General features: G+C 71.3%; 21 protein-coding genes and 1 pseudogene. 11 read left to right on the top strand and 11 right to left on the bottom strand.

The genetic code is table 11. The features are described 5' to 3' along the window. Positions 1–22: 22 nt before the first annotated feature. The 5 genes from ACFVDM_RS29510 to ACFVDM_RS29490 form a co-directional block, all read right to left on the bottom strand. Positions 23–463, bottom strand: coding sequence for a DUF4265 domain-containing protein (locus ACFVDM_RS29510; protein WP_383647020.1), 441 nt, complete (start codon positions 461–463; stop codon positions 23–25). A gap of 173 nt (positions 464–636) precedes the next feature. Next, positions 637–1293 (bottom strand): Fic family protein, encoded by a 657-nt coding sequence (locus ACFVDM_RS29505; RefSeq protein WP_383647012.1) that lies wholly within the window; start codon positions 1291–1293, stop codon positions 637–639. Beyond that, positions 1290–1961 (bottom strand): hypothetical protein, encoded by a 672-nt coding sequence (locus ACFVDM_RS29500; RefSeq protein ID WP_383647009.1) that lies wholly within the window; start codon positions 1959–1961, stop codon positions 1290–1292. Before ACFVDM_RS29500 ends, ACFVDM_RS29505 begins: the two co-directional genes overlap by 4 nt. 112 nt (positions 1962–2073) lie before the next feature. Further along, positions 2074–3471 carry an FAD-binding oxidoreductase gene (locus ACFVDM_RS29495; protein WP_383647005.1) on the bottom strand — a complete coding sequence of 466 codons (1398 nt, stop codon included), beginning with the start codon at positions 3469–3471 and terminating at the stop codon, positions 2074–2076. A gap of 283 nt (positions 3472–3754) precedes the next feature. Continuing rightward, positions 3755–4348, bottom strand: a complete 594-nt coding sequence (locus tag ACFVDM_RS29490) for a TetR/AcrR family transcriptional regulator (protein WP_383647000.1) — start codon at positions 4346–4348, stop codon at positions 3755–3757. A 99-nt stretch (positions 4349–4447) separates the two neighbouring features. Between ACFVDM_RS29490 and ACFVDM_RS29485 the strand changes: the two genes are divergently transcribed. After that, complete coding sequence (locus ACFVDM_RS29485; protein WP_383646994.1) at positions 4448–5080, top strand: hypothetical protein; 633 nt, start codon at positions 4448–4450, stop codon at positions 5078–5080. Positions 5081–5241: 161 nt separating this feature from the next. Here the strand turns inward: ACFVDM_RS29485 and ACFVDM_RS29480 are convergent, their stop codons facing one another. Both ACFVDM_RS29480 and ACFVDM_RS29475 read right to left on the bottom strand, forming a co-directional pair. Then, positions 5242–5988: a trimeric intracellular cation channel family protein gene (locus tag ACFVDM_RS29480; RefSeq protein WP_383646989.1), complete on the bottom strand. Its 747-nt coding sequence runs from the start codon at positions 5986–5988 to the stop codon at positions 5242–5244. Between the two features lie 83 nt (positions 5989–6071). Next, positions 6072–7058: an aldo/keto reductase gene (locus ACFVDM_RS29475; RefSeq protein ID WP_383646985.1), complete on the bottom strand. Its 987-nt coding sequence runs from the start codon at positions 7056–7058 to the stop codon at positions 6072–6074. Positions 7059–7279: 221 nt separating this feature from the next. Between ACFVDM_RS29475 and ACFVDM_RS29470 the strand changes: the two genes are divergently transcribed. Then, entirely contained in the window at positions 7280–8059 is a 780-nt protein-coding gene (locus ACFVDM_RS29470; protein ID WP_383647575.1) for an SAM-dependent methyltransferase, read from the top strand. Between the two features lie 10 nt (positions 8060–8069). Here the strand turns inward: ACFVDM_RS29470 and ACFVDM_RS29465 are convergent, their stop codons facing one another. Continuing rightward, positions 8070–8552, bottom strand: a complete 483-nt coding sequence (locus ACFVDM_RS29465; protein WP_383646981.1) for a GNAT family N-acetyltransferase — start codon at positions 8550–8552, stop codon at positions 8070–8072. Between the two features lie 146 nt (positions 8553–8698). Between ACFVDM_RS29465 and ACFVDM_RS29460 the strand changes: the two genes are divergently transcribed. Continuing rightward, positions 8699–9514, top strand: coding sequence for an exodeoxyribonuclease III (locus ACFVDM_RS29460; protein WP_383646978.1), 816 nt, complete (start codon positions 8699–8701; stop codon positions 9512–9514). 73 nt (positions 9515–9587) lie between these two features. Here ACFVDM_RS29460 and ACFVDM_RS29455 read toward each other — a convergent pair whose 3' ends face one another. Next, a complete protein-coding gene (locus ACFVDM_RS29455; RefSeq protein ID WP_383647572.1) occupies positions 9588–10229 on the bottom strand; it encodes a MerR family transcriptional regulator in 642 nt (213 codons plus the stop codon). A gap of 195 nt (positions 10230–10424) precedes the next feature. Here ACFVDM_RS29455 and ACFVDM_RS29450 point away from each other — a divergent pair, with 195 nt between their 5' ends. The 6 genes from ACFVDM_RS29450 (at position 10425) to ACFVDM_RS29425 (ending at position 15054) form a co-directional block, all read left to right on the top strand. Next, the gene (locus ACFVDM_RS29450; RefSeq protein ID WP_383646973.1) at positions 10425–11981 is read left to right on the top strand and encodes a flavin-containing monooxygenase; all 1557 of its coding nucleotides are present in this window, start codon (positions 10425–10427) and stop codon (positions 11979–11981) included. Then, positions 11978–12928, top strand: a complete 951-nt coding sequence (locus ACFVDM_RS29445; protein WP_383646969.1) for an alpha/beta fold hydrolase — start codon at positions 11978–11980, stop codon at positions 12926–12928. The genes ACFVDM_RS29450 and ACFVDM_RS29445 overlap by 4 nt, the downstream gene beginning before the upstream one ends. After that, entirely contained in the window at positions 12925–13830 is a 906-nt protein-coding gene (locus ACFVDM_RS29440; RefSeq protein WP_383646964.1) for an SDR family oxidoreductase, read from the top strand. The genes ACFVDM_RS29445 and ACFVDM_RS29440 overlap by 4 nt, the downstream gene beginning before the upstream one ends. Positions 13831–13914: 84 nt before the next feature. Continuing rightward, complete coding sequence (locus ACFVDM_RS29435) at positions 13915–14109, top strand: hypothetical protein (protein ID WP_383646959.1); 195 nt, start codon at positions 13915–13917, stop codon at positions 14107–14109. 205 nt (positions 14110–14314) lie between these two features. Then, the gene (locus ACFVDM_RS29430; RefSeq protein ID WP_383646953.1) at positions 14315–14689 is read left to right on the top strand and encodes a hypothetical protein; all 375 of its coding nucleotides are present in this window, start codon (positions 14315–14317) and stop codon (positions 14687–14689) included. Then, positions 14686–15054 (top strand): hypothetical protein, encoded by a 369-nt coding sequence (locus ACFVDM_RS29425; RefSeq protein WP_383646947.1) that lies wholly within the window; start codon positions 14686–14688, stop codon positions 15052–15054. Before ACFVDM_RS29430 ends, ACFVDM_RS29425 begins: the two co-directional genes overlap by 4 nt. On the opposite strand, the gene ACFVDM_RS29420 is transcribed toward ACFVDM_RS29425, so the two are convergent. Both ACFVDM_RS29420 and ACFVDM_RS29415 read right to left on the bottom strand, forming a co-directional pair. Next, positions 15041–15313: a DUF397 domain-containing protein gene (locus ACFVDM_RS29420; RefSeq protein ID WP_383646940.1), complete on the bottom strand. Its 273-nt coding sequence runs from the start codon at positions 15311–15313 to the stop codon at positions 15041–15043. The genes ACFVDM_RS29425 and ACFVDM_RS29420 overlap by 14 nt on opposite strands. After that, positions 15294–16145: a helix-turn-helix domain-containing protein gene (locus tag ACFVDM_RS29415; protein WP_383646934.1), complete on the bottom strand. Its 852-nt coding sequence runs from the start codon at positions 16143–16145 to the stop codon at positions 15294–15296. Before ACFVDM_RS29415 ends, ACFVDM_RS29420 begins: the two co-directional genes overlap by 20 nt. Positions 16146–16262: 117 nt before the next feature. Between ACFVDM_RS29415 and ACFVDM_RS29410 the strand changes: the two genes are divergently transcribed. Next, complete coding sequence (locus ACFVDM_RS29410; RefSeq protein WP_383646927.1) at positions 16263–16490, top strand: hypothetical protein; 228 nt, start codon at positions 16263–16265, stop codon at positions 16488–16490. Next, a pseudogene (locus ACFVDM_RS29405) lies at positions 16487–16831 on the top strand (ATP-binding protein); the annotation flags it as partial. The gene ACFVDM_RS29410 and the pseudogene ACFVDM_RS29405, both read left to right, overlap by 4 nt. Positions 16832–16840 lie beyond the last annotated feature (9 nt).

Raw genomic sequence — 16840 nt, 5'->3', positions numbered from 1 at the left:
GGGCGGAGGCAGGCGCAGCCGCTCAGTCGGTGGACTTCCAGGCAGCGGTGACACACCCTTCCTCCCAGTGCCACCACTCCTCCGTCTCGCCGTGCTCCAGGAGGCTGCGGATGCGTCGCAGGTCGGCTTCCGGTGGGACATCGAGCGCCACCATCCCGTACCGCTCGATGCCCTCGCCGGTCGTGCCGAGCTCGTGGAAGGCGTCCAGGACGCTCTGCCTGGCCGCAGCCGATCCGTTGTCCCTCACCACGATCAGCCGGATCGTGCAGTTCTCCGAGCGGCGGACCGTCTCTCCCGCCCAGAGGGTGCCTTCGCTGTCGGGCTCCACCTCGACGATGTATCCGCGGGCGACTTCATGTGCGAACCAGGGCGTGTTGTCCACACGCGCCGTGCCATCACCGAGGTTCACCGCCCACAGGCTCTCGACGGCCGCGGGCGGCCAGCCGTCCTCGTCGACATCCATCCGGAAGTGGATCTTTATATGGTCGCCGCTGATGCTTGTTACAGCACCATCATCCACAGGGCGTGACCACCGCTGGGACGAGGCCCGTGAAGCTCGCCGGCGACGATGCCCGCAGCGGGATCGGCTGCGCGTACGAGGTCGGAACCGGCTCGTTGGGCGGACGCCGTGTTCGTTCAGGACAGGGTCCTGCGGGACGCGCGTCGCTCCGCAGCGGTGATCAGGATGCCGAGCAGCACTGCCAGGTCGGCCGCGCCTTCGGCGTCGTCGGCCCAGCGGGTGGTCTGCAGCGGGCGGACTTGGTCGAGAAGGACACCTTCCCGGGTCAGGACGAAGGCCGTCGCCAGCATGGCCGCGCGGGCGTTGCCGTCCTCGAAAGGATGGAAGAAGAGGACGTCGAGGTAGGTCCGTGCGACACGTGACGGGAGGGGCAGATTCCGTTGAGTGCTTTCGGACAGACAGTGCTCGAACTGCTCCCGCGTACCGGGTGCAAGACCGTAGTGCTCCCGTCCGCCCTTCGCGAACGCCGACAGCGTGCGGAAGCCGACGTGGTCGTGGCCCAACACGATCCGCTGCCACTTCGCCATCAGGGCGAAGGCCAGCGGCTTGCCCTGCTCCGCGTCGGCGAAGGCCATGTCGAGGGCGGTCAGGACCCGCGCGGTTCCCTCGCTGTCCCGTGCACCTCGCGTAGCGGTGAAGAAGCTTCGGAAGCCGTCGCGGGCCGGTGCTCCAGGGACAGGGGTCGTGCCGCGCCAGGGCGGCCAGGAGATGTCCGGCCGGATGAGCAGCCAGTCGGCGAGGCTGTCCTTGGGCTGGGCGGGCCCGGAGGTCATCCGGTGTCGTCCACGCCGCTCGCGAACCGCGAACTCACCGCGTCGACCACCGTGACGTCGGGTTCGGTCCAACTGGCGAACCGGCCACCGACCGCGTTCTCGACGATCTCCTCGGCGCGGCCCTCGCCGAGGCCGTTGGAGGCGAGGAACCACCGGAGGACTTGCATGCAATGCCCGTACCAGCCGCTCTCGGCCTGAGTGCGGTCAGCCACCACGGTGACCAGGCGTGCGCACGCCCGCTCCCAGTACCAGGGGTCCACCGAAGGGATCGTGGTGTTCTCCGGTGGCGCCAGAGCCGCGAACCGTTCCGCCAGGTCCTCCAGCCACCCACGCCATTCCCGAAGGGCCTCGACGATCAGCGGGGCAGTCACTTCCGGGGTCGTCATGGAATGGGATGAACAGCACCAGACTTCGACGACGCCTCCGTCGAAGTCACCCTCGCCGACCGACCAGTTCCAGCCGCACGCCCACCGACCGTACCGGTCCGTCAGGAACTCGGTGACGTGATCCGACGAACGCCGGCGAACCTTGTGAGTGTCTTCAACGCTGGGCAGCAAGGGCGCGACAAGGCTCGCCAACTCCGCCGCCGCATCGTCGGCCATCTCGAACGGATGCCGAGCCGGATCCACATCTGCCCACGTCAGGGTGCGTGCCCACAGTTCACTCACCGTCCCACTCTGCCGGGCGCGGCACCCTGACTCCACTCGATATCGAGGGAGCCCTGTCCGTGGGAAATGATCTGCGTCGTTCCGGGGCATTCGGTGCCCCGGTAGCCGGGGATCACGCCGCGGCCGGGGTGATGTTCTGGTTGGCGTGGAAGAAGTTGTCGGGGTCGTAGTGGCGTTTTACTTCGGACAGGCGGTTGTAGGAGTCGCGGTAGGTGGACCGGACGCGGTCGGTGGATTCTTCCTGGCCGAGGAAGTTGACGTAGGCGCCGCCCATGGAGTGGGGGTGCAGTTCGGTCCAGAAGTCGATGCACCACTGGCGGATCCGTTCGGCGTTGGCGGGGTCGGGGTCGATGCCGGCGACGACGCCGGACCACATGGCGTCGCGGTAGGCCCAGGGGGTCTCGGTGGGGGCGACGCGGTGGGCGGCTCCGTCGACGGGGTACAGGTGCATGGTCGAGAGGGCGGTGGGGAGGGCGCGGCCGTACTTCTCGTAGACCTCGATCGCCTGGTCGGAGATCGCGTCGAAGAAGTCGCCGCGCCAGTACCACTGGAGGCCCTTGGGGATCAGGTCGTCGAACATGGACTGGAGGGCCGGGTAGGGCATGGGGCTGGTGAAGTGGAACGCGGGGGGCGCCGGGTCGTCGACCGGTGCCAGGGTCTCCTCCAGGCGGCCGTCGGCGAGGTCGCCGGTGTAGCACCAGATCACGCCGCACATCTTCTGCCCGTGGATCTCTTCCGGGAAGGGCGGGCCCGGGGGGACGGCCAGCAGGGCGAAGAAGCCGTTGAGTTCGTCCGGTGCCGCGGGCAGGAACTCGCGGTACCAGCGCAGGACTTCGGCGGTCCGCTCGACCGGCCACACGGTCACCGCGACGCCCACCGTGTCGACGGGGTGCAGCCGGTAGGTGAAGGAGGTGACGACGCCGAAGTTGCCGCCGCCGCCCCGCAGGGCCCAGAACAGGTCCGGGTGCTCCTGCTCCGAGGCGGTGACGAACGTGCCGTCGGCCAGGACGACGTCGGCGGCGACGAGGCTGTCGATGGTCAGGCCGTACGCCCGGGTCAGATGGCCGTGGCCGCCGCCGAGGGTGAGGCCGCCCACGCCGGTGGTCGACATGATCCCGGCCGGTACGCCGCGCCCGAAGGTGTGCGTCGCGTGGTCCAGGTCCCCCAACTGGCTGCCGCCGCCCGCCTGGACCGTGCCGGCGCCGGGGTCGACGCGCACCCATCGCATCGGCGAGAGGTCGAGCGTCAGGCCGCCGTCGATCATGCACAGCCCCGGGCCGCTGTGGCCGCCGCCGCGGACCGCGAGATCGATTCCCGACTCCTGGGCGAAGGCGAGCACGGCGCGTACGTCCGCCGCGTCCACACAGCCGGCGACGGCCGCGGGGCGGCGGTCGATCATGGCGTTGTAGAGGCTGCGGGCCTCGTCGTAGCCCGTGTCCACGGGCGTCACGACAGGTCCCCGTACGGTGTCGCGCAGGGTGGCGAGTGCCGTTGCGTCGATGCTGGTCATGGTCGAACACCTCTGAGCGGTCCCCGGTTCGGGACCTCGACATCACCGTTTCAGTGTGACGCAGGTCACATTGTGGGGCGAGGTGTGGGGCTGTCGGGCTTCGCGATCCGGGTGTTGGTGGCCCCTGCTGGTGCCTCTCCTTCGGCGCCATGAGCGGGGGGACCGGGGGGACTTGGGGTGCCGGACCCCTCGGCCGGGGGCCGTGGCTAATTTCCTTGATGATCTTGGCGGGGTGGTCGTGGGTGGCCGTGAAGGGCTGATGCGCGCCGCTCCCGCGGTCCGTTCAGCGGGTCGCGGCGGTGATCACGGAGTCGAACGCGGCGGAGAGGGACTCCTGGAGGGATGTGGAGTGGCCGAGGTAGCCGTTCACCATCGCGCCGTCGCGCAGGATCATGAGCTGGCGTGCGGTCGTGGCGGGGTCGGGCACCCCGGCCTCGGTGGCGATGGCGGCGAACTCGTCGAGCATCCATCGGCGGTGCTCGTCGACGACGGTGCGGACGGGGTCCTGCGGGTCCGAGAACTCCGCGGCGGCGTTGATGAACGCGCAGCCGCGGAATCCGGGGGTGCAGCTCGCGGCGCCGATGCCGGCGGCGATCGCGCGCAGTGAGCCCGTCGGGTCGCCCGCCGTGCGGAGGGAGGAGAACCATGTGCGTTCTCCGGCGGCCTGCTGCTGGAGGTAGGCGACGACGAGGTCGCTCTTCGTGGGGAAGTGGCGGTAGAAGGTGACCTTCGTGATGCCCACCCGGGCGATGATGCGGTCCGCGCTCGTTCCGCGGATGCCCTCCGCGTAGAACAGCTCGCTCGCGGCCTGGAGGATGCGTTCGCGCGTGGCGGGCCCCCGCCTGGTCCGGGTGCTGTCCGTGGCTTCCTGCCGCATCCGCGCTCTCCGACCTTCGTCTCTGCCGCTTGCCTGGGTGTACGGAGTAGTCTACCGTCCTTAAGTAGACGAACTAGTTACTCTACTTAGGAGTGTGTGATGCCGACCCTCACCGAATCCATCGACCCGTCCACGGCGCCGGCGCCCGCACCGGCGTACGCCCGGTCGCTGCGCACGCTCTACTTCGTGCGCTTCGTCTTCGCCGCCGTCTGGGTGGGGACCATGTTCGCGACCGCGGCGAAGGCGTCCGGGCCGAGTGCTCCGCTGACCGTCCTGCTGATCGTCTATCCGCTCTTCGACGCCGGTGCCGTGCTGTGGCAGTTGCGCGCCGACCCGGACACGGGGCGCGCGAAGGCCGCGGAATGGACCAACGTCGCGGTCAGCGCCGGGGTCGCCGTCGCGCTCGGGATCTCCTCCTCGATCGCGCTCTCCGGGGCCCTCGCGGTCTGGGGCGTGTGGGCGATCATCGCCGGCGCGCCGCAGCTCGTCGCCGCGATCCGCAACCGCCGCAACGGCGGCCAGGTCGCGCAGATGCTCTCCGGCGGGATCTCGCTCTTCGCCGGTGCGGGCTTCGTCCTCCAGGGCGTCCAGGGAAGCGACAAGATCTCGGGCGTGGCCGGATACGCGGGGCTCGGGGCCCTCTTCTTCCTGATCTCGGCCGTCCTGCTGAGCGTCAGGCTGAAGAAGCGGAACGCGTACGCCGCCTCGGCGGCGCCGCGACCGACGGCCTGATCGCCGGCAGCGGTGGTCCCCGTCCGCCCGACGGCGCCCCCTCCGCCCGACGGCGCCCCCTCCGCCCGACGGCGCCCCCGTCCGCCCGACGGCGGACCCGCCGCCCCCGCCGCCCGCCGCCCGGAAGCGATCCGTGAAGCCCCACACGCCCGGCTTCGGCGCTACGCCTCCTCGTCGTCGCGCGAGGACGGCCCGCCCCGGCGCGGCGGGCCCTCCGGGCGCAGGCGTGCCGGAACCTCGGCGAGCCGGGCGGCCGGGTGCCAGTCGCGGCCGCCGGGGAGAGACCAGTGGTAGTGGACGGCGAGGAGGCGCAGGGCGAGGGCGAGGGGGATGCCGAGGGCGGTGCCGATCTGGGGGGTGCCGGAGTACCAGCAGATGACCGTGACGCCGGAGACGACCAGGGCCACCGTGGCGTACAGGCCGTTGCCGCCGAACACGGCGGGGCGGCGGCCGAGGACGATGTCCCGGAGCGCGCCGCCGCCGACGGCGGACATGGTGCCGAGGAGGACGGCGGGCAGCCAGCCGAGGCCCGCCTGGAGGGTCTTGTTGACGCCGGCGACCGACCAGAAGCCGATGACCGCCGCGTCGAGCACGGTGAAGGCCCGCGTCCAGACCGCCTGGCCCATGTTCATCAGGAAGGACATCAGGATGCCGGCGAAGCAGGTCGCGAGGTACGCGTAGTCCGTCAGGGCCACCGGGGTGCCGTGCTGGAGGAGCACATCGCGCATCAGGCCGCCGCCGAGACCCGAGAGGAGCCCGACGACGAGGAAGCCGAAGAGGTCCAGGCCCTCCTGCCGGGCGATGACACCGCCGAGCACCGCGCACCCCAGGACACCGGCCAGGTCCAGATAGCGGGTCGCCACGGTCAGTTCGGTGGTCACGTGGAACGCGAGGACGAGGGAGGCCATGGCATGCACCGTAGGCACGGCACCGGGCGGATTCCCGGGGCGACCCGCCCGTACCGTTGCGGACCTCCGTAGCCACCCCTCCGTCAGTGCGCCCCGTCCAGCCGTGTCCGCTGCTCGTCCGTCAGTTCCAGGTCGACCGCGGCCAGGCTCTGTGCGAGCTGGGCGACCGAGGAGGCGCCGACGAGGGGGAGGACGGGGAGGGGGTGGGCGAGCTGCCAGGCGAGGACGACCTGCTCGGGGGTGGCGCCGGTCTCCCGGGCGACGGCGTGGAGGACGGCGAGGCGGGCGGGCGTGCCCGGGTGGTCGTAGTCGGCGGGGAGCGGCTTGTCGGGGCGGGTGTAGGCGCCGCCGAGGAGCGGGGAGTAGGCGACGAGGGAGAGGCCGGGTTCGGCGCGGAGGTAGCCGAGGAGTTCGGGGCCGGCGTGGCCGAGGCTGCCGTCCTGGAAGAGGGGGCTGGGGACGTCGAAGCGGGGGCGGAGCAGGCTGTGCTGGTACTGGAGCACCTCGTAGCCCGCCAGTCCGGCCGAGGCGGCGAGGGAGCGGGCGCGCTCGACGCGCCAGACCGCGTGGTTGCTCGCGCCCAGCAGGCCGACCGCGCCCTGTGCCACCAGCTCGCCGAACGCGCCGACGGTCTCCTCCAGCGGGACGGTCCGGTCCTCGATGTGCGCGTAGAGCAGGTCGATCCGCTCCACGCCGAGCCGCTCCCGGCTGCGCTCGACGGCCTCGCGGACGGCCTTCGCGGACAGGCCCTCCGGGTTGTCGACGAAGCCGGTGCCGGGGGCGAGCGGTTCCGCGCCGAGCTTGGTGGCGATGACGATCTCGTCCCCGACGCCCCGGCTCCGCCGCCACCGGCCGAGCAGCCGTTCGCTCTGGCCGCCGAGGCCGCCGTCGACCCAGTACGCGTAGTTGTCGGAGGTGTCGATGAAGGTGCCGCCCGCCTCGACGAAGTGGTCCAGGATCGCGAAGGAGGTCTTCTCGTCGGTCACCGAGCCGAACAGCATGGCTCCCAGGGCGAGTGCGCTGACCTCGCGGCGGGTGGCGGGGCCGGAGCCGATGGTGCGGTACTTCATGGGTCCCCCTCGGGTCGCGGCCGTCGTCGCTCGGCGGCCGTGGGAGGGAGTCTGCGTGTTGAAGTGCGCTTCAAGGCAAGCGCCGTGGGGGTACGGGGGAGGGCGGAGCCCCCTACGCTGGGGCGGTTGGCCCGATCCCTGCGACTCTCCGTACCGAGGAGCGGCCCGTGACGACAGGCGAAACCGAACCCCGACCCGCGCCCCATCCCCGTCCCCAGCCCCTGTCCCCGCCTTCGCCCCCGATCGACACCAGCAGGCCCCACCCCGCCCGCGTCTACGACTACTTCCTGGGCGGTACGGACAACTACCCGGCCGACCGCGACTTCGCGCGGACGCTGCCCGAGGAGACCCGCGCGAACGCGGCGGGCAACCGGGCGTTCATGCACCGGTCCTCCGCCTGGCTGGCGGGGAGCGGGATCGACCAGTTCCTGGACGTCGGCGCCGGCATCCCCACGGAGCCCAATCTCCACCGGATCGTGCAGGCGATCGTGCCGTCGGCGCGGGTCGTGTACGTGGACCACGACCCGATCGTCCTGCGGCACGCGCGGGCGCTGCTGAGCGGGACGCCCGAGGGCGCCACCGCCTTCGTCCACGCCGATGTGCGCGAGCCGGCGGTGATCCTCGAACGGGCCCGGGAGCTCCTGGACTTCGACCGGCCGGTCGCCCTGTCGCTCAACGCGGTACTGCACTTCGTCACCGACGACGAGGATCCCTACGGACTCACCCGCACCCTGGTCGGCGCGCTGGCCCCCGGCAGCTTCCTGGCTCTCTCGCACGGCACCTTGGACGAGCACCCGGAGCTGCGGCGGAAGGTCGAGTCGGCGTACCGGGAGGGGGCCATTCCGCTGGGGATCCGGACGCACGCGGAGGTCCTGCGGTTCTTCGAGGGGCTGGACCTGGTGGAGCCGGGGCTCGTCCCCACGAACGCCTGGTACCGGGACGGGCCCGTCCCCGCCGCCGGGCGCAGCGGGTTCTACGCGGGGGTCGCCCGGGTGGGCTGACGGGCCGCCCTCAGCCCTGGAGCGGCTTCGCGAAGCAGCGGCTGCTGTCGTACGTGCGGTAGTGGCCGAACTTCTCGCAGGGGGTGTAGCCGCTGGAGACGTACAGCGCGATCGCCTCGGGCTGGCGGTCGCCGGTCTCCAGCACCATGCGGGTGCGGCCCGCCGCGCGGGCGTCGTCCTCCAGGGCGGCCAGGATGCGGCGGGCCAGGCCCTGGCCGCGCCCCTCGGATATGACGAACATCCGCTTCAGCTCGGCGTCCCCGTCGGAGTAGCCCTCCGCGTTGCGCTCCTGCGCGCGCCAGCCCCCGGTGGCCACCGGGCGGTCCGACGCGTCGTACGCGAGCAGGTACAGACCGTGCGGGGGCGTGAACATCGAGGCGTCCAGCGGTGTGACGTCGCCCTCGTCCCCGTAGCGCTCGGCATATTCGAGCTGGACGAGGTCGTTGAGCTTGACGGCATCGGGGTGGTCGTAGGGGGTCGGCCGGATAATCATACGGAGAATGGTACAGGTATGCGGTTCGGAACTCTCGGTGTCGTGCTCCCGGTACCGCGCCCTCGGTATCGTGCCTGAATGCTCACTGCGGCCTCCGACGGTGTGCTGCGCAGTCTCCGAACGCCTGTGAACTATAGGAGCGTGCTTTGCTCACTGTGACCTCTGTCAACGTCAACGGTCTCCGCGCCGCCGCGAAGAAGGGCTTCGTCGAGTGGCTGGCGCAGACGGACGCCGATGTGATCTGCCTCCAGGAGGTGCGCGCCGAGGCGGAGCAGCTTCCGGAGGGCGTGGGTGAGCCCGAGGGCTGGCACACCGTCCACGCGCCCGCCGCCGCCAAGGGCCGGGCCGGCGTCTCCGTCTACTCGCGCCGGGAGCCCGAGCGCGTCCAGATCGGCTTCGGGGGATTCGGTGTCGAGGGGGCCGAGGAGTTCGACACGAGCGGCCGGTACGTCGAGATCGACCTCCCCGGCGTGACCGTCGCCAGCCTCTATCTGCCCTCCGGCGAGGTCGGCACCGAGAAGCAGGAGGAGAAGGAGCGCTTCATGGCGGCCTTCCTGCCCTATCTCGTCGGGCTGAAGGCGCGCGCCGCCGCCGGGGGCCGCGAGGTCGTCGTCTGCGGCGACTGGAACATCGCCCACCGCGAGGCCGACCTCAAGAACTGGCGCGCCAACCGCAAGGCCTCCGGCTTCCTGCCCGAGGAGCGGGCCTGGCTGACCCGGGTCTTCGACGAGGCCGCGTACGTCGACGTCGTGCGCACCCTGCACCCGGACACCGAGGGTCCCTACTCCTGGTGGTCCTACCGGGGCCGCGCCTTCGACAACGACACCGGCTGGCGCATCGACTACCAGGTGGCCACCCCCGGCCTCGCCGCGACCGCCGTGAAGGCGTGGGTCGAGCGGGCCGCCACGCACCCGGAGCGGTGGAGCGACCACGCGCCGGTCACGGTGGTGTACGAGCGCTGACCCCCGGCCCGGCCACGGTGCCGGTGCTGACGGCTTCACAGCCCCGGTGGCCGCTCACGGCTCCGGTGGCCGCTCACGGCGCCGGCGGCTGCTCCTTCTCGTCCCGGCGCAGCCGCCGGTCCAGGGCCATCGACAGTTCCGCGTCGACCACCGCGCGGGCCAGCGGCCGCAGTTGGGGCGGTTCGTGTTCCGTGCTGTGGGCGCGGAGGGTCGAGACGAAGAGTTCGGCCAGGGCGTCCGCGTGCTCGCGGACCTGGCGGCCGGAGGCCAGGACGGTGGCGAGGGGGACGCCCTCGCGGACCAGCTCGGCCGAGACCTCCAGCAGGCGGCGGCTGATGTGGACGACCTCGTCGCCGTCGGTGCCGAGATAACCCAGCTCCATGGCGGTGGCCAGGTTCTCCGGGGTGGACTCGCCCTCGAAGTAGTCCGCGAGCTGCTCGGGGGTGAGCCGGACCGGGACCTCCTCGGTCGGCTCGCCCAGGCCCAGCACCTCCGCGACGTCCCGCCCGCTCTCGAACGTACGGGCAAGATCCGCGATGCCGGACAGGGTGTGGCCGCGCTCCAGCAGTCCCGCGATCGTGCGCAGCCGGGCGAGGTGGTGGTCGTCGTACCAGGCGATACGGCCCTCGCGGCGGGGCGGCGAGATCAGTCCCCGCTCCCGGTAGAAGCGCAGGGTCCGGACCGGGATGCCGGCCTCCTCGGCCAGCTCCTCCATGCGGTACTCGCGGTGCTCGCGTCTTCCGTCCACACCGGCACCCTATCGGCCCGCGCTTCAGCCTTGGCCCGATGTTGTACCGCCGGTAACTTTCCCCCGCAGGCCCCCTACCCATCGGTACGCGGCTGCTCTACGCTCCCCACAATGCCAGTGATTGCTGGCAGAGTCGTGTGACGTACCGCGGGAGGCGGCAGCATGGCCCAGCACGAACACGTACGCGTGGCGGTGATCGGATCAGGGTTCGGGGGCCTCGGCGCCGCGGTCCGGCTGCGCCGCGAAGGCATCACCGACTTCGTGGTCCTGGAACGCGCCGGCGCGGTCGGCGGCACCTGGCGCGACAACAGCTATCCGGGCTGCGCCTGCGACGTACCGTCGCACCTCTACTCCTTCTCGTTCGCCCCCAACCCCGACTGGCCGCGCACCTTCTCCGGCCAGGAACACATCCGGGCGTACCTGGAGCACGTCGCCGACACCTTCGGAATCCGGCCGCACCTGCGGCTGAACCACGAAGTCACCGTAATGCGCTGGAACAAGGACGAGCTGTACTGGGCGATCGAGTGCGCCAACGGCACCACGCTCCACGCCGATGTCGTCGTCTCCGCCACCGGACCGCTCTCCGACCCGAAGACCCCCGACATCCCCGGGCTCGCCGACTTCCCCGGCAAGGTCTTCCACTCCGCCCGCTGGGACCACGACACCGACCTCACCGGCAAGCGCGTCGCCATGGTCGGCACCGGCGCCTCCGCCATCCAGATCGTGCCCGCGATCCAGCCGAAGGTCGGCCGGCTCACCCTCTTCCAGCGCACCCCTCCGTGGGTGATGCCCCGCATGGACCGGAAGATCAGCGGCGCCGAGCGCGGACTCCACCGCGCCCTGCCCTTCACCGGCACCCTGCGCCGCGGACTGCTCTGGGGCATCCGGGAGTTGCAGGTCAGCGCCTTCACCAAGCATCCCGACCAGCTCGGCCTGGTCGAGCGAATAGCGAAGTCCAACATGGCCCGCGCCATCAAGGACCCGGTGCTGCGGGCCAAGCTGACCCCCGACTACCGCATCGGCTGCAAGCGCATCCTGCTCTCCAACGCCTACTACCCGGCGCTCGCCCGGCCCAATGTGGACGTGGTCGCCTCCGGTCTGGCCGAGGTGCGCGGCTCCACGGTCGTCGCCTCCGACGGTACGGAGGCCGAGGTCGACGCCATCGTCTTCGGCACCGGCTTCCACGTCACGGACATGCCGATCGCCGAACGGGTCGTCGGCGCCGAGGGCATCACGCTCGCCGAGTCCTGGAAGGACGGCGTCCAGGCACTGCGCGGAGCCAGCGCGGACGGCTTCCCCAACTGGATGACGATCATCGGCCCCAACACCGGCCTCGGGAACTCCTCGATGATCCTCATGATCGAGGCCCAGCTGAACTACATGGCCGACTACCTGCGCCAGTTGGACGTGCTCGGCGGCCGGGTCGCGCTGGACGCCCGCCGCTCCGCCGTCGGCGCCTGGAACCGCCGCGTCCAGGACCGGATGAAGCGCACCGTCTGGAACACCGGCGGCTGCGACAGCTGGTATCTCGACGCCAACGGACGCAACACCACCGTCTGGCCCGGCACCACCTCCGAGTTCCGCCGCGTGACCAAGCACGTCGACCTCGCCGAGTACCAGGTCGTACGGGCCGCCAAGGGCGGATTGGTCCCCGAGCAGCGGCAGCCGCACAACCGGCCCGCCGTGGAGCCGACCGTCGCCGAGGAGGCCGCGCGATGAGCCGCCCGCTGCGCGCCGCGCACCACCGCCCGGTCCCCGTACGCGAACTCATGGCCGTCTCCGCCGACGGTTCGCGCATACACGTCGAGGTGCACGGCCGCGACGACGCCCCCGCCGTCGTGCTGTCCCACGGCTGGACCTGCAACACCCACTTCTGGGACGCCCAGATAAGGGATCTCGCCACCGACCACAAGGTCATCGCCTACGACCAGCGCGGCCACGGCACCTCACCCGCCGCCGGCCGCGACGGCTACAGCACCGAGGCGCTCGCCGACGACCTCGAAGCGGTCCTCGCCGCCACCCTCGCCCCCGGCGAGAAGGCCGTCCTCGCCGGGCACTCCATGGGCGGCATGACCCTGATGTCCGCCTCCCGCCGCGCCGGACTGCGCGAGCACGCCGCCGCCGTCCTGCTGTGCAGCACCGGAAGCTCCCGGCTGCTGGCCGAGGCCCGCGTCGTCCCGCTGCGGCCGGGCGCGGTGCGCACCCGGATGACCCGCGCGATACTGGGCGCCCGCGCCCCGCTCGGACCGGTCACCCCGCTTTCGCGTCGCATACTCAAGTACGGGACGATGGGGGCGGGTTCGTCCCCCCACCGGGTCGACACCTGTGCCCGCATCGTCCACGACTGCCCCCGGCGCCCCCGGGTCGCCTGGGGCCACGTCCTCGCGGATCTCGATCTCGACGAGGGCGTACGGGAACTCCGGGTGCCCACCGCGGTGATCGCGGGTACGGAGGACCGGCTCACGCCGCCCGTCCACGCCCGCGCCATCGCGGCGGCGCTGCCGGACTGCCTGGGGCTCACCGAGCTGTCGGGCATGGGCCACATGACTCCGGTCGAGGCGCCGGACGTCGTCACGGCGAAGATCCGTGAACTGGTGACCGCGTACCTCCCGGCGCGCGGCACCGCCGTTGCCGAGGACAAGATGAAGGAGGAGGAAGTCGCATGAGCGGCAGGCGGAGTCTCGAAGGACAGGTCGTCGTCGTCACCGGCGCGGCACGCGGCGTCGGCGAACTGCTGGCCCGCAAGCTCTCGGCGCGCGGCGCGACGCTGGCCCTGGTCGGCCTGGAGCCGGACGAGCTGAAGAAGGTCTCCGAGCGGCTGCACGGGGAGAGCGACCACTGGCACGCCGACGTCACCGACCACGAGGCGATGGCCCGCGTCGCACGCGAGGTCAAGGAGCGCTTCGGCAAGGTCGACGTCGTCGTCGCCAACGCGGGCGTCGCCACCGGCGGCCCCCTCGTCGACTCCGACCCCGTCGCCTGGCGCCGGGTCATCGAGGTCAACCTCATCGGCGGCGCCGTGACCGGCCGGGCCTTCCTGCCCGTCCTCATGGAGAGCCGGGGCTACTTCCTCCAGATCGCCTCCCTCGCCGCGATGACCCCCGCCCCGATGATGAGCGCCTACTGCGCCTCCAAATCCGGGGTGGAGGCCTTCGCCCACAGCCTGCGCGCCGAGGTCGGCTACCGGGGCGTGAAGGTCGGCGTCGGCTACCTCTCCTGGACCGACACCGACATGGTGCGCGGCGCCGACGAGGACGACGTCATGCGCGATCTGCGCCAGCGCCTGCCCTGGCCCTCCAACCGCACCTACCCCCTCGGCCCCGCCGTCGACCGCATCGTCACCGGCATCGAACGGCGCGCCCCCCACGTCTACGCCCAGTGGTGGCTGCGCGGCATGCAGTCCGTCCGCGGCTACCTCCCCTCCCTCATCGGCGTCGTCGGCCAGCGCGAGATGAAGCGATTCGCCCCCCGCCTCGACGGCATGCGCATCGGCCTCGTAGGCGCCGGAGGCGCCGCCGACCAGGACGAACGGGCCGGACGCCACGCCTCCACCACAGAGGGTCAATGATCGAAATGCGATGAATCGCCCGGCGTGCAAGTCTGGTCGAGGCCCGTCCCGGGCCTACCCCCCACACGTCGAGGAGTGACCAGCATGGGCATCGCCGACCAGTTCAAGGACAAGGCCAAGGACCTCGCCGACCAGGGCAAGCAGAAGATGGGCGACGGCGACAACGACAGCCAGGACCGGTCGCAGGACATGCAGGACCGCGCCCGCGACACCGCCGACAAGGGCAAGCAGAAGGCCGAGGACGCGGCGAAGGACATGAAGGACAAGTTCAACCGCTGACGCGCGGCTGCCAGAACGCGAGGGGCGTACCCGGAAGGCTCCGGGAACGCCCCTTTCGCGCGCTCCCTGCCGGATTCCGGCAGGAACCTCCCTTCCGGACTGCCGCCCCCGCCCGGTGACGGCCCCGCCCCGCACCGGCGATCATGGGATCCGGACGACTGGACGGCCCTTGGTGCCCAGGTCCGCGTGAGGTGGGGGAGAGGGCATGGACACCCTGGACACGATCGGGGCGGTGTTCGTCGCCGTCATCGGCGTCGGCTGCGCGCTCTGGGGCGGCCGATGCCTGCTCCGGCCGGCAAGCGCCCCGCAGGACTTCCAGGGTTCCGCCTGGGCCGCACGCTCCTGGGGCGGTGCCTACTTCGTGATCGGCGTCTGCCAGACGATCCGCATGATCGCGAAGCTGTACGGCCGCGAACCGACCTGGCCCATGGACGTGAGCCTCGCCGTCGCCACGCCCCTCCTCGGAGCCGCCTTCCTCGGCGCCTACGTCTCCCGCCGCCGCGCCCGCCGCGATGGCACGCTCACCCGCCCCGGACGCCACAGCCGTGCCCGTCTGCTGTTCGGAGGACGCCGAGCATGAGAACTCCCGTCGCCTGGAGCGAGGCGGCCGCCGCCATCGCCCTCTGCTGGGCGGTCAGCGCCGTCGGCTACGCCGTGCTCGCCGCCCTCGACCAGCCCACCCTGCACATGACACCCCTGATCCTCCTGGGGCTGGCCCGCTGGTTCTTCGTCCACCACCGCTACTGGCGCGCCGCCACCGCCGCCGCGCTCACCGGCAGCGCGGTCCTCGCGCTCCTCCTCGACCCCTTCCGCGCCGCCGCCAACCCGTATGTGGCCAACGCCCTCGTCACCGCCCTCGCCACGACGGCCGCCGTCGCGGTCTTCACGGCCGTCACCCGTGCCCGGCCGCGCGCCGCGCGAGGCGGGCGCGTCAGCGCGCCTTGACGCTCTCGATGAACGGCGCCCATGCGGCGGCGTTGATGACGAGGGCGGGGCCGTGGGGCCGCTTGGAGTCGCGGACGGGGACGAGGCCGGGGTGCCCGTCGGCGACTTCGAGGCAGTCGCCGCCGCTGGTGTTGCTGTAGCTGCTCTTGCGCCACGCGGCGAAGTCCTGGGCCACTTCGAGACAGTTACCCCCGCTGCCGTTGCTGTAGCTGCTCTTGTGCCAGGTGGCAGCGCTGAGGTCAAGGGTGGTCGTGGCCATGCCGGTGCTCCTCAGCCGCCTCCCTGATCAGAGCGAGGGACGCCTCCGGCGGCGATGCGGCGGCCCTCAGGCGATCGTATGCCTTGCGGTACTGCATCACGAGAGCCGGATCATCGATGGTCTGACCGTGGTAGGCACCCTCGGTGTAGACGATGGGCGGCTCGCTGTCGAACTCCATGTGGAACATGGGCAACTCGGTGAACGCGCGCGTCGGCCCGTTCCACGGGAGGATCTGTAGAACGATGCGGCCACTCTGCGCGAGGGCTGCGATGTGCTCCAACTGCTCGGCCATGTCCACGGGCGCGACGATGGAATGGTGCACCACGGACTCGTGGAGCACCACCCAATATTCCGGACGCTTCGGATTCTCGAAGAGCCTCGCCCGCTGCATCCGGGCGGCGATTTTGGCTTCCACCTCCTCCGGGGAGTCGAGCGGGTGAGTGGAGCGGATGATGTTGTGGGCGTAGGCCCTGGTCTGGAGCAGTCCGGGAATCAGGGTGCCGGACCATTCGTGGATGCACGTGGCCCGGGTCTCCGCCTCCGCGATGTTGGTGAAGAACGCCGCATGCGCCCCCTGCCGCGCCTTCCGCACATCTTCACAACGCCGTTCGAAGAACCCGTCCGTCTCCGGGACCCGGTCCACATGGCGGGCCAGCTCCGCAGGCATACGGCGGTGGCCGTGCTCGATCTCGCTCAGGTACGTCACGCCGAAGAAGCTGCCCTCCACGAGCTTTTCGAGGGTCAGGCCGGCCTGCTCCCGCTGGAAGCGCAACTCCTTGCCGTAGAACTGCGGCACTCCCGCCGCTCCATCGATCTCCTTGCGTGTGGCCACCGCTGACCGCCCCTTCTCGCTGCTTTCTGTGGAGCGGGATCGGCTTCAACGGTAGAGCTCCGTACGGCACCGTGTGAGGTGTTCGTCACAGTCAGCAACGAAAGGTGCACGGCACTCATGAACGACTCACAGGCCGTCGAGGCGTACGACATCGGGTCCGAGATCGACGCACTCCGGACCGCGCTCCTCGCGCACGGCGTCAAGCTGCCGTCCCTCGGCGTCGACCCCCTGACGCTCGCCGCGCGGACCACCCGGCCGCCGCTGGTCGCGTTGGGGAACTGCAACGTGGAGACGGCGCGGCGGCTGACCGAGGTGCTGCGTACGGCGGCGGTGGGGGAGGCGTGAGCGTGCTGCCGTTCGCGGTGGATCTGGTGGCCGTGCCGAAGGCGGTGCCGGAGGTGCGGCGGATACTGCGGGGCTGGTTCGCGGGGGAGGACACGGGCGATCTGGAGTTGTGCGTGGGCGAGTTGCTGTGCAACGTGATCGCGCACGTCGGCATGGGGACGCCGGTCACGCTTCGGGTGAAGGGCGCGGGCGGCGCACGCATCCGGGTGGAGATGTGCGATGCCGCGCCCTCGCTCTGGCCGATGCTCCGGACGGCCGGGGCAGGGGACGAGTCGGGGCGCGGGCTGCATCTCGTGGAGGCGCTGGCGCTGCGGTGGGGCGTGGAGCAGGGCCCGTACCGCAAGACGGTG

Origin of the sequence: Streptomyces sp. NPDC057682 (assembly GCF_042799575.1) — a bacterium.
Taxonomy (GTDB): Bacteria; Actinomycetota; Actinomycetes; order Streptomycetales; family Streptomycetaceae; genus Streptomyces.
This window is presented reverse-complemented; position numbering and strand designations above follow the sequence as displayed.

Bases quoted from the DNA above. Each gene is read 5' to 3' on its own strand.
- ACFVDM_RS29510 (WP_383647020.1), bottom strand. From the start codon at position 463: ATGGATGTCGACGAGGACGGCTGGCCGCCCGCGGCCGTCGAGAGCCTG.
- ACFVDM_RS29505 (WP_383647012.1), bottom strand. From the start codon at position 1,293: ATGACCTCCGGGCCCGCCCAGCCCAAGGACAGCCTCGCCGACTGGCTG.
- ACFVDM_RS29495 (WP_383647005.1), bottom strand. From the start codon at position 3,471: ATGACCAGCATCGACGCAACGGCACTCGCCACCCTGCGCGACACCGTA.
- ACFVDM_RS29490 (WP_383647000.1), bottom strand. From the start codon at position 4,348: ATGCGGCAGGAAGCCACGGACAGCACCCGGACCAGGCGGGGGCCCGCC.
- ACFVDM_RS29485 (WP_383646994.1), top strand. From the start codon at position 4,448: ATGCCGACCCTCACCGAATCCATCGACCCGTCCACGGCGCCGGCGCCC.
- ACFVDM_RS29480 (WP_383646989.1), bottom strand. From the start codon at position 5,988: ATGGCCTCCCTCGTCCTCGCGTTCCACGTGACCACCGAACTGACCGTG.
- ACFVDM_RS29475 (WP_383646985.1), bottom strand. From the start codon at position 7,058: ATGAAGTACCGCACCATCGGCTCCGGCCCCGCCACCCGCCGCGAGGTC.
- ACFVDM_RS29465 (WP_383646981.1), bottom strand. From the start codon at position 8,552: ATGATTATCCGGCCGACCCCCTACGACCACCCCGATGCCGTCAAGCTC.
- ACFVDM_RS29455 (WP_383647572.1), bottom strand. From the start codon at position 10,229: ATGGAGGAGCTGGCCGAGGAGGCCGGCATCCCGGTCCGGACCCTGCGC.
- ACFVDM_RS29450 (WP_383646973.1), top strand. From the start codon at position 10,425: ATGGCCCAGCACGAACACGTACGCGTGGCGGTGATCGGATCAGGGTTC.
- ACFVDM_RS29445 (WP_383646969.1), top strand. From the start codon at position 11,978: ATGAGCCGCCCGCTGCGCGCCGCGCACCACCGCCCGGTCCCCGTACGC.
- ACFVDM_RS29440 (WP_383646964.1), top strand. From the start codon at position 12,925: ATGAGCGGCAGGCGGAGTCTCGAAGGACAGGTCGTCGTCGTCACCGGC.
- ACFVDM_RS29435 (WP_383646959.1), top strand. From the start codon at position 13,915: ATGGGCATCGCCGACCAGTTCAAGGACAAGGCCAAGGACCTCGCCGAC.
- ACFVDM_RS29430 (WP_383646953.1), top strand. From the start codon at position 14,315: ATGGACACCCTGGACACGATCGGGGCGGTGTTCGTCGCCGTCATCGGC.
- ACFVDM_RS29425 (WP_383646947.1), top strand. From the start codon at position 14,686: ATGAGAACTCCCGTCGCCTGGAGCGAGGCGGCCGCCGCCATCGCCCTC.
- ACFVDM_RS29420 (WP_383646940.1), bottom strand. From the start codon at position 15,313: ATGGCCACGACCACCCTTGACCTCAGCGCTGCCACCTGGCACAAGAGC.
- ACFVDM_RS29410 (WP_383646927.1), top strand. From the start codon at position 16,263: ATGAACGACTCACAGGCCGTCGAGGCGTACGACATCGGGTCCGAGATC.